Origin of the sequence: Amycolatopsis sp. lyj-84, assembly GCF_046549075.1 — a bacterium.
In the GTDB taxonomy this organism is placed as follows: domain Bacteria; phylum Actinomycetota; class Actinomycetes; order Mycobacteriales; family Pseudonocardiaceae; genus Amycolatopsis.
Window position 1 is genome coordinate 650,916 of the sequence record NZ_JAJPWO010000001.1, and the last position, 14,938, is coordinate 665,853.

At 69.2% G+C, this 14,938-nt stretch carries 13 protein-coding genes; 7 read left to right on the forward strand and 6 right to left on the reverse strand.

From position 1 onward, the window contains the following. Positions 1-15: 15 nt before the first annotated feature. Together ACLJRM_RS03315 and ACLJRM_RS03320 are read right to left on the reverse strand one after the other, a co-directional pair. Positions 16-1,431, reverse strand: a complete 1,416-nt coding sequence (locus ACLJRM_RS03315) for an acyl-CoA synthetase (protein WP_101608268.1) — start codon at positions 1,429-1,431, stop codon at positions 16-18. 11 nt (positions 1,432-1,442) lie between these two features. Next, positions 1,443-2,720, reverse strand: a complete 1,278-nt coding sequence (locus tag ACLJRM_RS03320) for an SLC13 family permease (protein WP_410662210.1) — start codon at positions 2,718-2,720, stop codon at positions 1,443-1,445. A 159-nt stretch (positions 2,721-2,879) separates the two neighbouring features. On the opposite strand from ACLJRM_RS03320, the gene ACLJRM_RS03325 reads away from it, so the two are divergent. Together ACLJRM_RS03325 and ACLJRM_RS03330 are read left to right on the forward strand one after the other, a co-directional pair. Further along, positions 2,880-3,584: a FadR/GntR family transcriptional regulator gene (locus tag ACLJRM_RS03325; protein WP_101608270.1), complete on the forward strand. Its 705-nt coding sequence runs from the start codon at positions 2,880-2,882 to the stop codon at positions 3,582-3,584. A gap of 19 nt (positions 3,585-3,603) precedes the next feature. Next, entirely contained in the window at positions 3,604-3,954 is a 351-nt protein-coding gene (locus tag ACLJRM_RS03330; protein ID WP_101608271.1) for a hypothetical protein, read from the forward strand. Here ACLJRM_RS03330 and ACLJRM_RS03335 read toward each other — a convergent pair. Further along, the gene (locus ACLJRM_RS03335; protein WP_410662211.1) at positions 3,951-5,174 is read right to left on the reverse strand and encodes an FAD-binding protein; all 1,224 of its coding nucleotides are present in this window, start codon (positions 5,172-5,174) and stop codon (positions 3,951-3,953) included. The genes ACLJRM_RS03330 and ACLJRM_RS03335 overlap by 4 nt on opposite strands. A 71-nt stretch (positions 5,175-5,245) precedes the next feature. Here ACLJRM_RS03335 and ACLJRM_RS03340 point away from each other — a divergent pair, with 71 nt between their 5' ends. From ACLJRM_RS03340 to ACLJRM_RS03350, 3 genes are read left to right on the forward strand one after another with little or no spacing between them, the layout of a single operon-like run. After that, positions 5,246-6,478, forward strand: a complete 1,233-nt coding sequence (locus tag ACLJRM_RS03340; RefSeq protein ID WP_101608273.1) for an SLC13 family permease — start codon at positions 5,246-5,248, stop codon at positions 6,476-6,478. A 25-nt stretch (positions 6,479-6,503) separates the two neighbouring features. Beyond that, complete coding sequence (locus ACLJRM_RS03345; protein WP_101608274.1) at positions 6,504-7,277, forward strand: IclR family transcriptional regulator; 774 nt, start codon at positions 6,504-6,506, stop codon at positions 7,275-7,277. A gap of 32 nt (positions 7,278-7,309) precedes the next feature. Then, entirely contained in the window at positions 7,310-8,485 is a 1,176-nt protein-coding gene (locus tag ACLJRM_RS03350) for a 4-hydroxybenzoate 3-monooxygenase (RefSeq protein WP_410662212.1), read from the forward strand. 411 nt (positions 8,486-8,896) lie between these two features. Here the strand turns inward: ACLJRM_RS03350 and ACLJRM_RS03355 are convergent, their stop codons facing one another. The 3 genes from ACLJRM_RS03355 to ACLJRM_RS03365 all read right to left on the reverse strand — a co-directional run bounded on the left by ACLJRM_RS03355 (position 8,897) and on the right by ACLJRM_RS03365 (position 12,741). Next, entirely contained in the window at positions 8,897-10,093 is a 1,197-nt protein-coding gene (locus ACLJRM_RS03355; protein WP_410662213.1) for a DUF222 domain-containing protein, read from the reverse strand. 73 nt (positions 10,094-10,166) lie between these two features. Beyond that, positions 10,167-11,903 (reverse strand): bifunctional sugar phosphate isomerase/epimerase/4-hydroxyphenylpyruvate dioxygenase family protein, encoded by a 1,737-nt coding sequence (locus ACLJRM_RS03360; protein WP_410662214.1) that lies wholly within the window; start codon positions 11,901-11,903, stop codon positions 10,167-10,169. After that, on the reverse strand, positions 11,893-12,741 hold the full coding sequence (locus tag ACLJRM_RS03365) for a shikimate dehydrogenase (RefSeq protein ID WP_410662215.1): 849 nt from the start codon (positions 12,739-12,741) through the stop codon (positions 11,893-11,895). Before ACLJRM_RS03365 ends, ACLJRM_RS03360 begins: the two co-directional genes overlap by 11 nt. 110 nt (positions 12,742-12,851) lie before the next feature. Here ACLJRM_RS03365 and ACLJRM_RS03370 point away from each other — a divergent pair, with 110 nt between their 5' ends. Together ACLJRM_RS03370 and ACLJRM_RS03375 are read left to right on the forward strand one after the other, a co-directional pair. After that, positions 12,852-13,493: a TetR/AcrR family transcriptional regulator gene (locus tag ACLJRM_RS03370; protein WP_101608279.1), complete on the forward strand. Its 642-nt coding sequence runs from the start codon at positions 12,852-12,854 to the stop codon at positions 13,491-13,493. A 112-nt stretch (positions 13,494-13,605) separates the two neighbouring features. Beyond that, on the forward strand, positions 13,606-14,913 hold the full coding sequence (locus tag ACLJRM_RS03375; protein ID WP_410662434.1) for an MFS transporter: 1,308 nt from the start codon (positions 13,606-13,608) through the stop codon (positions 14,911-14,913). Positions 14,914-14,938 lie beyond the last annotated feature (25 nt).

The window sequence follows — 14,938 nt, forward strand, 5'->3', positions numbered from 1 at the left end:
GGCTGTACGACCGGGTCAACCACGGAGTGCCCGCTTGAGGACCTTGCCCATCTCGTTGCGCGGCAAGGCTTCCAGGTAACGGACCACCCGCGGCCGTTTGTGCGGCGAGAGCAGACCGGCGACGTGGTCGGCGAGTTCGCCCGCCGTCGGCCTGACCCCGTCGGGGACGATCCAGGCGACGATGCGCTCGCCGAGGTCCTCGTCCGGTTCCCCGGTGACGGCCGCCTCGGCCACCCCGGGATGCTCCAGCAGCGCGTTCTCGATCTCCCCCGCGCCGATCTTGTAACCGCCGCTCTTGATCAGGTCGGTGGCACGGCGGCCCACGATCCGCACGTAGCCGTCCGGATCGCGCACCGCCATGTCACCGGTACGGAACCAGCCGTCGTGCAGCGCGGCTTCGGTGGCCTCCGGCCGGTTCAGATAGCCGAGGAACAGGTTCGGGCCGCGGACCTCGATCTCCCCCACTGTGTCACCGTAGAGCGGTTCTCCGGAATCGTCGACGAGACGCAGTTCGACGCCGGGCACCGGCGGGCCGACCGAACCGGGCCGACGATCGCCCGTGGCGTGGACGCCGCAGTTCATCAGCGTCTCGGTCATGCCGTAGCGCTCGGCCACGCGCTGCCCGGTCGCGGCGGCGATCCGCTCGTGATCGGACGCGGGCAGGGCCGCGGAACCCGAAACGAGCAGCCGCGCCGCGCCCACTCCCGCGGCCAGCGCGGGATCGGCTTCGCAATCGGCCGCCAGCCGGTGGTACATCGTCGGGACACCGAAGAGCATCGTGCCCGGACCGGCGAGTTCCTTCGCGGCCGCTTCACTGCTGAACCGGCCGAGATGATGCAGTGAGCCACCCCGCCGCAGCGGGCCGACCACGCCCAGGATCAGGCCGTGCACATGGAAGAGCGGGAGGGCGTGCACGAGGACGTCGGCGTCGGTCCAGCCCCAGATCCCGGCGAGCGCGTCGAGATTCGACGCCACCGCCCGTCGCGGGAGCAGGACTCCCTTCGGCGGCCCGGTGGTCCCCGAGGTGTAGATGACGAACGCGGGCGTCTCCGGATCCGGCTCGTCGCCTTGCCACGGCGTGCCCGAAGCGTCCAGCTCGACCGAACGCCGAGGCAGCGCCCCGAGTTCCGCGGGCAGCACGGCGTCCGGCGCGGCCAGCACCAGGTCGGGCTCGCTGTCGGCGACGATATGCGCGAGTTCGCGCGATCCGGCCTTCGGGTTGATCGGCACCACCGGCACCCCGGCGGTCAGCGCGGCGACGATCGCGACGCAGGTCCGCAGCGTCGGTGTCGCCCATACGGCGACCCGCTCACGACCGGCCAGCCCGGCGGCGACCGATCCCGAGACGGCCGCGAGTTCGCCGTAGGTCAGGGATTCCGCACCGAACCGCAGGGCGACGCGATCGTTCCCGGCAAACAGTCCTGACAGCATCGATCTCCTCCTCAGCCCCAGTTGGGCACGACGAACACGAGCCAGGCGATCAGCGGCACGACGGCCACCACGAGCGCCCCGTAGACCAGCAGCTGTTTGAAGAACTTGTCCCGGTCGACGTCCTTCGCGTTGGCGAGGACGAGCGCGCCGTTGGTGGAGAACGGGCTGACGTCCACCATCGTCGCCGAGACCGCGAGCGCGGCGATCATGCCGACCGGCCCGATCGTGCCCTGGGCCAGGAACGGCACGGCGAGCGGGATGAGCGCGCCCATCAGCCCGACCGAGGACGCGAACGCGGAGACGACACCGCCGATGTAGCAGAGCAGAAGCGCGGCGAGCAGCGGGATCCCCACGGTGGTGACCGCGTTGCCCACGTAGTCGATGGTGCCGATCTCCTTCAGCACGGCCACATAGGTCAGCACGCCGCAGATCAGCAGCACGGTCGGCCAGGTGATCTCGGAGACGGCGGAACGGCTGGTCTTGGGCCACACGACGCTCAGCAGGACGGCGACGGTGATGGCGGTCAGGCCCGGATCGAGGTCGAACACGAGGGTGCCGACCACGAGCGCGATCAGCCCGGTCAGCGTGACGATCTTGGGGCCGTCCAAGGGAATCCGCTGCTCGTGCGGCAACGGTTCCTCGTCGGTCTCCGTCGCCGCGCCGCCCGCGGTCACGACCTGGCGGCGCCGCAGTCTGGTCCCGCCGAGCACGACGAAGAGGACGGCCGCGATGGCGAGGTTCATGCCCAGGCTCGCGAAGAACAGCACCACGGGGCTGCCCGCGAGGTTGTTGCGTTCGACGATCCCGTTGACGATCGAGCCGTAGACGCTGATCGGCGAAAACCCGCCGCCCTGCGCTCCGTGCACCACCATCGCGCCCATGAGCAGCGGGCTGATCCGGTAGCGGGCGGCGAAACCGAGGGCGATCGGCGCGACGATCGCACAGGCCGCCGGGCTGACCGCGCCGATCGCGGTCAGCGCGCCGGTGACCACGAACATCACCCACGGGATGAGCGCGATACGGCCGCCGACGAGCCGGACGGCCGCGGCCACCAGCCAGTCGGTGGTGCCGTTGGCCCGCGCGATGGCGAACAGGTAGGTGACCCCCACCAGCACCACGAAGATGTCGCCGGGGAAACCGGCGAAGATGCCGTCGGTGTCCAGCCCGCCGGCGAGGGTGCCGACGAGGAACGCGCCGGCGAAGGCGAGCGCCCCCATGTTGATCGAGCGGGTCGTGGCGAGGGCGAAGATCACCACGAGGACGAGGATCGAGATCAGCTGGGCGGACATGACCGTCCTCCTTGACGGCGGGAGCCCTGGCGGCGGCCAAAAGAACCGGCGGCTCAGTGGACTAGTGGCTCAGCCACTTTCCCTGTGACGTCGACCACCTGTCAACCCGTGAGTGGTAAATTGGCTGAGCCACTTGTCCAGTGCGAGCTAGGGGGGCCAGTGCCGGAGGCGTTGAGCCGGTTGAACCGGGCGAAGCTCTACGAGCAGGTCGTCGAGCGGATCAAGGCGCACGTCGAGGAATCCGGTCTGCACGCGGGCGACAAGCTCCCGAGCGAACGCGACCTCGCCGAGCGGCTCGGCGTCAGCCGCGCGTCGGTCAAACAGGCCATCGTCGTCCTGGAGGTGCAGGGACTGCTCGAGTCCCGCCACGGCGGGGGCACCTACCTGCGCAACGACCTTCTGGACGTCGAGCCGGTCGACGTCCTCGTCGCCCGGCGCAGCAGGCTTCCGGAGGTACTCGAAGCCCGCGAAGCGATGGAGACCAAGCTCGCGGAACTCGCCGCGCTGCGGCGGACCGACGCGGACCTCGCCGCCATCGACGCCGCGCTGGCCTTCATGACGACCGAGATCGACGAGGGCGGGCACGGTGCCGAAGGCGATCGCCGGTTCCACGAAGCGATCACCGCCGCCGCGAACAACGGTCTCCTCGCCGAATTCATGCGCTCGATCGACGCACAGATCGCGGAAAGCCGCACCGAGTCCCTGCGTCAGCCCGGCAGGCCGTCGCGATCGCTCGGCCAGCACCGGAAGATCGCCGACGCCATCCGCGACGGCGATCCGAAGGCGGCCGCGAGCGCGATGCGCCGGCACGTCCAGACGGTCAGCAAGGTCCGGCTGCTGTCCTGGGACCCGCAGAGCGATTAGCTCCCCTAGGCTCGGTCTCGTGCCTCTCGTGGAAATCACCTACTCGCCCCATCTTCCCGAAGCCAAGCTGCATGAGCTGGGTTCGGTTCTGCCGCACCTCGTGTCCCTCGCGGTGGAGTGCCCCGAGGAGCCCTACGACGGCGATCTGCAACCGGGCGACGTCGAACTGCGCTTCCGTCGGCCGGGACCGTTCGACCGCTTCGGGCTCGACCTCCTGGTCGAGGTCCGGTCCAAGTGGTTCCCGAGCCGGGCGGACAACCGCCAGGAACGGGTGGACCTGCTCCGCACGAGCATCGAAGCCGCGACCGGGATCGACGACGTCGGCGTGTACCTCTCCCTGCCCGTCGCCGCCTGGTCCCAGTCGGACTAGCGCTCCCCGAACACGTTCCGCCGGACGAACGGGGTCCGGAACTTGCCGTCCGGGTCGAGTTCGACGGCCAGCGCCCGGAAATCGGCCAGCTTCGGGTAGTCCGCCGCCTGATGGAAGAGCTTCCCCCAGTGCGGCCGGACCCCGAAGGGCGCCAAGCGTTCCTCCATCACCGGGAGCAGGGCGCGAACCGCGTCCTCGTCCGGCTGCCAGGTGAAGTGCAGTGCCACCCGGTCGCCGCCGTGGAACGGGCTGAGCCACAGGTCGTCCCCCGCGACCGTGCGGATCTCCGAGGTGAGCAGGACGGGCGCCAGCCGGTGCCCGATCCCGCGCATCGCCTCCATCGCGGCGACGGCGTGCCGGACGGGCACGAAGTACTCGGTCTGCAGCTCGTTCCCGACGCTGGGCGTGAAGTCCAGGCGGAAATGCGGGATCCGTTCGTGCCACGGCCCCGCCACCCCGAGCTGCCGCGTGCAGTTGTCCGCCCGGATGCCGGCCGCGTGCGCCGGATGCCGCGGCCCGTCCGCCGCCTTCGCACCGAAGAAGTCGGCGCCCGGCCGTCCCGGACCCTTGACCCAGACCTGGTCGATCTCCTCGCGGGCCCAGTTCGTGAACAGGCTGACGCTGTACCCCGCGTCCTGGATCTCTTCGAAATGCTCGTAGGCCGACTCCCAGGGCAGACCGTCGAAGACGTCCTGGCGGAGGTCGAAGGACGGCACCAGGTCGAGGGTCAGCCGGGTCACCACGCCCAGCGCGCCGAGCCCGACGACCACGCCGTCGTGCCCTTGGTAGGTCCGCAGGTCGCCGTTCGCGGTGACCAGCTCCAAACCGGACACTGCCGACGCGAGGCTCTGGTTACGCCGTCCGGATCCATGGGTCGCCGTCGCGACGGTGCCCGCCACCGTGCAATGAGGCAGTGAGGCGAGGTTGGCCAGCGCGAATCCGGCCGCGTGCACCTGAACGGCGATGTCGCCATAGCGCGCCGCGGCGGGCACCGAGATCGTCGCGGACTCCGCGTCGAGTACCGCCTCGGTGTCGAGCGCGGACAGGTCGAGCTGGACACCGCCCGGACAGTCCGCGAGGTCGTTGAAGCAGTGCCTGCTGCCGAGCGCCTTGATCGCTGTAGCTCCGGCGACCGCGTCCTGGACCTGTTCGACCGTGCGCGGACGAAGGATCCGTTCCGCGGTGAAGGTCAGATTTCCCGCCCAGTTCGTCTCGCGCACCCTGCCCAGCCTAGATTGCCGAAGTCGGCTTCACACCGAGGAGGTTCGCACTGACAGGCATTCCCGGCGAGATGGTGTCCATCGCGCTCCTGCTGGTCGTCCTGGCCTTCGCGGTGATCCGGCCACGCGGTCTGCCGGAGGCCGTCGCCGCCGTTCCCGCCGCCGTGATCGTGCTGGCGGTCGGGGCGATCTCGGTTCCCGACGCCCTCGACGAGGTGGCCAGACTCGCCCCTGTCGTCGGTTTCCTCGCCGCGGTGCTCGTTCTGGCCCGCTTGTGCGACGACGAAGGGCTGTTCCAAGCGGCCGGGACGCTCATGGCCCGGTTCAGCCGGGGAAAGCCGCGGCGGCTGCTGCCCGCGGTGTTCGTCGTGGCGGCGGCCGTCACCGTCGTGCTCAGTCTCGACGCCACCGTCGTCCTGCTGACCCCGGTCGTGTTCGCCACCGCCGCGCGGATGGGCGCGCGGGCCAAACCGCACGCCTACGCCTGCACGCATCTGGCGAACTCGGCTTCGTTGCTGCTGCCGGTGTCCAATCTGACCAATCTGCTCGCCGTCGCCGCGACCGGTATCTCGTTCCTCCGGTTCACCGCGCTGATGACCTTGCCCTGGCTCGCGGCGGTCCTCACCGAGTACCTGGTGTTCCGCCGGTTCTTCGCCGCCGACCTCGCGGCGAAGCCTCGCGGAGGAAAAGAGGTCCCGGCCGGGAAGGTCCCCACGTTCGTCCTGGTCGTCCTCGGCCTCACGCTGGCCGGGTTCGTGGTCACGTCGCTGCTGGATCTCAGCCCCGCTTGGGCCGCGTTCGCCGGTGCCGCCGTCCTGGCCTGCCGCGCCCTCGCGCAACGGCGGACCTCCCCCGCCGCGATCGTGCGCTCGGCGAGCATCCCCTTCCTCGCGTTCGTGCTCGCACTGGCGATCGTGGTCCGCGCCGTCGTCGACAATGGACTGGACGAGGCGCTCAGCCACCTCGTGCCGACGTCCAGCACCTTCCTCGGGCTGCTCGGCGCCGCCGCGGTGGCGGCCGTGCTCGCCAACCTGATCAATAACCTGCCCGCGGTGCTCGTGCTGCTGCCGCTCGCCGCCGTGGGCGGGACGCCGGTGGTGCTGGCCGTGCTGATCGGGGTCAACCTCGGCCCGAACCTCACCTACGTCGGCTCGCTGGCCACGCTGTTGTGGCGGCGGATCCTGCACCGGCACGACACCCGGGCCGATCTGGGCGAGTTCACCCGGCTCGGGCTGCTCACCGTCCCGGCGTCCATCGTGCTCGCCGTCGCCGGGCTTTGGGTCGGGCTGGCTCTCCTGCCCTGATTCCGCTCAGTGAGAGAATGACCGGATGCCTGGGAACCTCTCCACGCCGGGAGCCAGTGTCACCTCGCGGGCGTTCGCGCTGCTCGGCGCCTTCGACGTCGACCACCGCGAGCTGTCCCTGACCGAACTCGCGAACCGCGCCGGTCTGCCGTTGCCCACCGCGCACCGGCTCGCCCGCGAACTCGTGGGCCTGGACGCGCTGGAACGGCGCGAGGATCGCTACGCCATCGGCAGACGGCTGTGGAATCTCGGCCTGCTCGCCCCCGTCCAGTTCGAACTGCGGCAGGTCGCGGCCCCCTTCCTCCAGGATCTCTACGGCGCGACCGGTGCCACCGTGCATCTCGGCGAGCGGGACGGCGGTCAGGTGCTCTACCTCGACCGGCTGTCCGGGAACGCGTCGGTGCCGGTGGTCAGCCGGATCGGCGGGCGGCTGCCGCTGCACGCCACCGGGGTCGGGAAGGTCCTGCTGGCCTGGGCTCCGGAGGACGTCCAGCGGCAGGTGCTCGCCTCGCTGACCCGCATCACGCCGTACACCATCACACAGCCCGGGCGGCTGCGTGAGCAGTTGCGGCGCATCCGCCGCGAGGGCTACGCGCAGACCGTCGAGGAGATGAGCCAGGGTGCTTGCTCGGTCGCCGTCCCGATCCGGCCGTCCACCGGCGGCGACGTCGTCGCGGCGCTCGGCCTGGTCATCCCGGATCTGAGCCGCGGCCGGGCACGGCTGGTATCCGCGCTCCAGGTGGCGGCCGCCGGCATCGGCCGGAGCCTACGAGTTTCACTGAGCGGAAGCGAACGCTAGGAGTTCGTCGGCCACGCGACCACACTCCGGTCATGCGCACCCCAGTCGCCATCGTCGGTGCCGGCCCCGCCGGCCTGCTCCTGTCGCATCTGCTCGATCTGGCGGGTGTCGAGTCGGTGATCGTGGAGACCCGCTCGCGCGAGTACGTCGAGGCGCGGATCCGGGCGGGCATCCTCGAACAGTCCACAGTGGACCTCCTCCGCGAGGCCGGGCTCGCCGACCGGCTCGACCGCGAGGGCGACGAACACCGCGGCATCTACCTGCAATGGCCGGAGGAACGGCACCATCTCGACTTCGTGGACCTCGTCGGGCGAAGTGTCACCGTGTACGGCCAGACCGAGGTGACCAAGGACCTCGGCAAGGCACGCGCGGCTGCCGGGCAGCAGATTTACTACGAGGTCACCGACACAGCCGTGCACGACCTCGAAACGGACAAGCCCTACGTCACCTTCACCGGCCCGGACGGCACACCGGAGAGGCTGGACGCCGACGTCGTCGTCGGCTGCGACGGCTCCTTCGGGCCCTGCCGCACCGCGATTCCCGACGCCGCGAAGCAGACTTGGGAGCGCACCTACCCGTACTCGTGGCTCGGCGTCCTCGCCGAGGTCGCCCCATCGACCGACGAGCTGATCTACGCCTGGCATCCCGACGGTTTCGCCATGCACTCGATGCGCTCGGCCACCGTCAGCAGGCTTTATCTGCAGGTGCCCAACGGTACCGACATCGGCACCTGGTCCGACGAACGGATCTGGGAGGCACTCGCGACCCGGCTCGGCCACGGCCAGGACGGCTGGACCCTCACGCCCGGGCCGATCACCGACAAGAGTGTGCTGCCCATGCGCAGTTTCGTGCAGCAACCCCTGCGCCACGGCCGCCTGTTCCTCGCCGGGGACGCCGCGCACATCGTGCCGCCCACCGGCGCCAAGGGCCTCAACCTCGCCGTCGCCGACGTCGCCCTCCTCGCCCCCGCGCTGACGGCTTTGCTGCGGGACAAGGACTCCACGCTCGCCGACGCTTACTCCGACACCGCACTGCGCCGGGTCTGGCGGTGTACGCACTTCTCCTGGTGGATGACGACGATGCTGCACCGATCGGACGACCCGTTCGACCGGCAGTTGCAGCTATCGCAACTGCGCTGGCTGGCGCGGAGTGAGGCGGGCCGGGCGGGGCTGGCGGAGAACTACGCGGGGCTGCCCATCGGGTTCTGAACCTGGCGGGCCCGGGTTCCGAACGCGGGCTGGTCCTGGAGGGCGCGCGGCTGGTCTCGGATGGGGGGATGTTGCCGTTCCGCGGCGACGACCAAAGAACCGGAATCCAAGTTTCGCCACTTGGTGGCAACACGCCACCCGCACTGCGTGAACCAACCGCAGCTTTTCCGTTTCGCGCAGCCCACAACGCCGAGCTTGAACCCGGCGGCGGCCAAGGTTGCGTCAGCCACCCAACGCGCCTCAGGCAAGTCGCGCGCACGTAGCCGTTTCGCGGCAACGCACTCACCCGTGCGGCAGAGGAACCCCAGCACGCTCGAAACGCGAAAACCCGCCTTCAACGTTGCCGTTCCGCGGCAACAGCTCAACAGCCAGCAGCATCCAGCACTCGATTCGCCGCACAGCGGCAACGGCTCAGAACGGCGGCCGTCCCTGCCGTGGTTCGTGCAGCGGCGGGGGTGTGCTGGTGTGGGTGTGTCCGGTCGGGGTGGTGACGGTGAGGCTGCCATCGGGGTCGAGACGGTAGATCCAGCCGGGTTCGTCCTTCAGCCGGTGGTCACGGGTGCAGTAGCTGACCAGGTCGGCGACGTTCGTCTCACCCTGGAACTGCCAGGGAATCGAGTGGTCGAGTTCGCAGGAGTGGGCGGCCCGGTCGCAGCCGGGTCTTCGGCATTCGCGATCCCGCACGCGCACGAACTCGGCCGTTGCCGCGTCGGGGCGATACCGCGTTCTGCCGAGGTCTTGGGCCTGGCCGCTGAGCGGGTCGGTGATGATGCGCCGGAGCACGGTGTTCGGCCCGCCGGCGATGTGGCGGCCCAGCTCCGCGGGGAGGTAGCCGTGCCCGGCCATCTTCACCGGATCGTCGTTCATGCCCAGATAAGTGGCGAGGTCCATGTACAGGAACACCTCGGTGCGCTCGGAGACCCCGCCCTGACCACCCAGAAGCAGGTCCAAGGCGATGTCGGCCCGGAGCTGGTCCATCGTCCTCGTGTCACCCTGATTCCGCAGCGCGCGGGCCTCCCGGTGGATTCGCTTGTGGGCGGCGGTGACCTTCTCGACCGGACCGTCCACCACCTCGATCGACGCGACTCCGGCCTCACCTTGCGACACGGACAGGCGACGGCCTTTCCTGCGCTCGGTCGCGTGCCTGTCGGCACCGGATCGGTCGGCCTTCATCGCCGCGTAGCTCGCCGCCTTGCGGACCTGCTCGCTGTTCTTCTCCGGCAGCCTCGACTCCAGCATCGCGTCCGCAAGCAAGGAGTCCTCATCGGACAGCCACGCGGTCGCCTCGGCCACCTTCTGCGCGGCGAAACCACCTACCTTTCCCTGATCCATCAAGGACAACGTCCGCGGCAACCGTGACGTCAGCGCGACTCCCGTCGCCACCAGGGAGCCGGCGAAACCGTCCACGAGGAACAGGTTCATCGCCACTTCCTGCACCACACTCCGCGCGCCGCCACGCAGCTCGCTCAACCGCGACAAAGCCCGGAACCGGACAGCCTCAAGACGCGCGAGAGCGGCACTGACCTCTTTCGCGACCTGCACGGAATCCTTGTCGTCCAAGGAACCCACTAAAGCATTGATCTCCTCCAAACGGTCCGGACCGGTCATTTCCTCGAATATCGCCGAAAGTTCGGCATGGGAAGTAGCCACGGACGGAACCTACAACCGGCCACCGACAAAACTAGCGCGCCAGACTCAGTCGTCGTTCCCGATGCGCCGTCATGTAGACGGGCGTGTTCACGACGCCGTACCCGCGATACCCGCCGATCCGTTGCACCACCTCGAAAAACACCCGCGACCCGACCAGCTCGGTACAGAAATGCAGGAACTCACCGGACGGGTCGCGGTCGTACAGCACCGAGTTCTCCCGCAATTCGGCGGCGAAAGGCAGGTCGAACCGGGCATCGAGATCGTCGTAGTAGTTCCCGGGAATCTCCAGCAAAGGCGCACCAGACTCTCTCATGGCGCGCGCGGCGGCGAGAGCGTCCTCGCAGGCGAAAGCGATGTGCTGCGGCGAAGGCACTCCCGGCGCCCACTCTCCTCGCCGCACCAGGGCGCTGTCCAACGTCAGACGAACGCCCTGATCGCCGACCGACCGGCTGCGCACGAGCCCGAACGGCGCCGCGAACTCCGAGACCGCGTCAGGCCTCAGCCCCAGCACCGAACGGTAGAACAGCGTCGCCTCGTCGAAGTGATCGAAGGGTTGCGTCAGGGCGACGTGGTCGATGCCGGTGATTCCCATGCCCGCCGAAGCCGTCTCGGCCGGAACGAAGTCGCGAAGCCATTCATCGTTGTCGCAGAAGACGATTTCGGTTCCGTCCGGCGCGGCGACGGCGGGCCGGGGCGACACGGGCGCGAGCAACGCCTCCGCTCGCCGCGCGGATCCGGCCGGGTCCGAACTCACCAAGCCAAGAGCGCTGATAGCGCCGTCCGCGGTAGTCTCGTTCACCAATACCCGCGCCGATCCCTGCTGCCACAGCTGAACCGGCTTCGTGCGGTGTGTTCCGGTATGCGTGAAACCGAGAGTCGTGAGCACCGTTCCCGGAACGGAGAGTTCCGGGAACGCGTGCCCGTCCAAGCGAGGCGCCTCGGGAACCTCGAGCATGCCAACGGATTCCCGCAAGGCGATCAGGGAACGCATGGCATCGACGGCCGCAGGACGCGGATCCGCCTGCCGGAAGACGTCGTTGAAGACCTCCAGCGAAAGCGGCCCTTGATAGCCCGCTGCCAGCACATGACCGGTGAACGCGGCCAGGTCGAACGCGCCCTGGCCCGGGAAGAGCCGGTGATGCCTGCTCCAGTGCAGCACGTCCATGTCCAGCAAGGGCGCGTCGGCCAGCTGCAGGAAGAAGATCTTCTCCCCCGGGATCGTCCGGATCGCGCGGGGATCACTGCGTCGCGAAAGGATGTGGAAACTGTCGAGGCAGACCCCCAGGGCCGCGTGATCGGCCCGCCGGACGATGCGCCACGCGTGCTCGTAGGTGTTCACGAACCGGCCCCACGCGAGCGCTTCGTAGGCGACGCGGATTCCGCGCTCCCCTGCCGCTTCGGCGAGCTCATGCAACTGCGAAGCGGCGAGGTCGTCGTCATCGACGGCGTCGGGCGAGACCGACGAACAGACCAGGACGGTGTCCGCCCCGAGTTCGGCCATGAGGTCGAACTTCCGTCGCGCCCGGCGGAGATTCGCCCGGAGCACGTCCGGCGGCACCGCCTCGAAATCGCGGAAAGGCTGGTAGAGATCGATCCTGAGCCCGAGATCGGCACAGAGCCGCCGGATCTCCGACGGCGACCGCCGTGACGCGATCAGGTCGTTTTCGAAGATCTCGACACCGCCGAACCCGGCCGCGGCGGCCGCGGCGAGTTTGTCCTCGAGGGTGCCGGACAGGCAGACGGTCGCGATGGCGGTGTCACCGGACATGGGCGGGTTTCCCTTCCAGCGCTTCGAAATGCCGGAGCATCCGGTCGGCGTCCGGCTCCGCGCCGGTGAACAGGCGGAACGAGTCCGCCGCCTGGAAGACCACCATGCCGCCGCCGTGCAACGTCCGGCATCCGCGCTCCCGCGCCTGTTTCAGCAACGTCGTCTCCAGCGGCCGGTACACGATGTCGGCGACCCACATCCCCGGGCGCAGCGACTCGACGGGAACCGGCGATCCCGGATACGCGGCCATCCCGGTCGGGGTCGCGTGGACGAGACCGTCGGCGGCCCGGATGTCGTCCAGGGAGCCGGAAAGTGCCCTGTCGTCACCGAAACGCTTCCGCAGTCCGGCCACCAGGGTCCCGGCACGCGCGGAGTCGACGTCGTGGACGATCAGCCGCCCGGTCCCCAGCGAGAGCAGGGCGTGGGCCACGGCGGCGCCCGCACCACCCGCGCCGAGGAGGACGACCGTGTCCATGTCGGCGTCGGGCAGCCCTTGGGTGAGGTTGCGGGCGAACCCGGTCGCGTCGGTGTTGTGCCCGGTCGCCAGCCCCTCGCGGAACACCACCGTGTTCACCGCGCCGAGCGCCGCGGCGTCGGGCGCGATCTCGTCGAGGTACGGCAGCACCCGCTGCTTCACCGGATGCGTGATGTTGAGCCCGTCGAAACCCGTGGCCCGCGCGGCGGCCAGCACCTCGCCGATCGGCATCCTCAGCACGTCGAGGTCGAGCCGCCGGTAGAGATAGCGCAGCCCGAGTTCATCGGCTTCCCGTTCGTGCAGCGCGGGGCTCAGCGACGGCCCGATGCCGGTGCCGACCAAGCCGATGAGATGACTGGTCACCAAGATCCTCCCTTAATGTACGAACTAGTGAGTTCACTGTAGCTCGAACGGGCCGACGCGAGAAGGGCTGCGCTAGAGTGGGGCCCCACCAGCGGTTCGAAGGGAGTCAGGTGGCCGCACCGTCGTCCGAGGTCGAGCGCCAGCGCGACAAGGAACGCACCCGCGCCGAAATCCTCGCGGTGGCCACCAGGGAGTTCGCCGACAAGGGTTACGCCGGCGCGAGGGTCGACGAGATCGCCGCGCGCACGAGCACCACGAAGCGGATGATCTACTACTACTTCGGCGGCAAGGAACAGCTTTACGTCGCCGCGCTCGAGCGGGCGTATGCCACCATCCGCGCCCTCGAACAGGACCTGGACGTCGATCACCTCGAACCCGAGGACGCGATCCGCCAGCTGGCCGAGCTCACCTTCGATCACCACGAGGCGAACCCGGACTTCATCCGCCTCGTCAGCATCGAGAACATCCACCACGGCGAGCACATCGCACGCTCGGAAGCCTTGTCCGGCATGGCGAATCCCGCACTCGACGTCCTCGCCCGCATCCTCGGCCGCGGCCGTGAAGCCGGCCGGTTCCGCGACGACGTCGACGCGCTCGACGTGCACATGGTGATCAGCTCGTTCTGCGTGTTCCGCCTCGCGAACCGGCACACCTTCTCCGCGATCTTCGGCCGCGACATGCTCGACCCCGCGCGCCGCGATCACTATCGCCTGATGCTGGGCGACCTGGTGATCGAGTACCTGACGGCCTGAAGCCCCGGCTCTTGACAACCAGGGCACCGTCTCGCACGCTGTATTAACTAACTAGATCGTACATAAACTCAGGAGCGCCGACGTGGTCCCTCCCTCCCCTGTCACGCAAGGCATGCCCCGCAAGGCCGCACTCGCCGCCTGGATCGGCAGTGCGCTGGAGTACTACGACTTCTTCATCTACGGAACCGCCGCCGCGCTGGTGTTCAACAAGGTCTTCTTCCCGGCTTCCTCCCCCGCCACCGGAACACTGCTCGCGCTGGCGACCTTCGGCGTCGGGTACCTCGCCCGCCCGGTCGGCGCGTTCGTGCTCGGGCACGTCGGCGACCGGCTCGGCCGCAAGAAGGTCCTGGTGTTCACGCTGTTGCTGATGGGCGCCACGACGTTCCTCGTCGGCTGCCTGCCGACGTACGCCTCGATCGGCGTCCTCGCCCCGGTCCTGCTGGTGGTTCTCCGCCTGCTGCAAGGACTTTCGGCCGCGGGCGAGCAGGCCGGTGCCAACTCGATGTCGATGGAGCACGCGCCGCCCCACCGCCGCGGCTACTACACGAGTTTCACCCTCAGCGGCACGCAGGCGGGCCAGATCCTCGCCACCGCCGTCTTCCTGCCGATCGCCGCACTCCCCCAGGAGCAGTTGCTCACCTGGGGCTGGCGGATCCCGTTCTGGTGCAGCGCGGTCGTGGTGGTGGTCGGGTTCGTGATCCGCCGCAAGATCGACGAGACCCCGGTGTTCGAACAGAACAGGTCCGACGTCGCCAAGCTGCCGGTCGCCGTGCTCTTCCGGACACACTGGAGGGACGTGCTCCGCGTCGTCGCCGCGGCCACGATCGCCTCCGTCAGCACCATCTTCACCGTCTACGCGCTGAGCTACGCGGTCAACACGATCGGACTGGAACGCGGGCCGATCCTGTGGGTCGGCGTACTGGCCAACGTCGCCGCGTTGCTCGCGATCCCCTTCCTGGCGGGGCTTTCCGACCGGATCGGACGCAAACCGGTGTTCATCGCCGGCTGTCTCGCCTGCGCGGTGCTGATCTTCCCGTACCTGTGGTCGATTTCGGACGGTGCGTATCCGCTGATCTTCACCGTCGGCATCCTGCTGTTCGGGGTGGCCTACAGTGCCGTCAACGGGGTGTGGCCGTCGTTCTACGGCGAGATGTTCAGTGCCAAGGTCCGCCTCTCGGGGATGGCGATCGGCACCCAGATCGGGTTCGCCATCGCCGGATTCGCCCCGAGTGTGGTGGCCGCGATCGGCTCGGGGAAGGACGACTGGCTCGGCGTCGCCGTCTTCACCGCCGCGGTCTGCCTGCTCAGCGCGGCCGCCGCGGTCACCGCGCGCGAGACGCACGACGTCCCGACCGAGGACCTCGGCACGGCGCACGTCCGGCGGGTGAAAGAGCCCGCTTCCGCGACGCGTGGCGGATGAAACCGGGCGGCCGGGGCGGCCACAC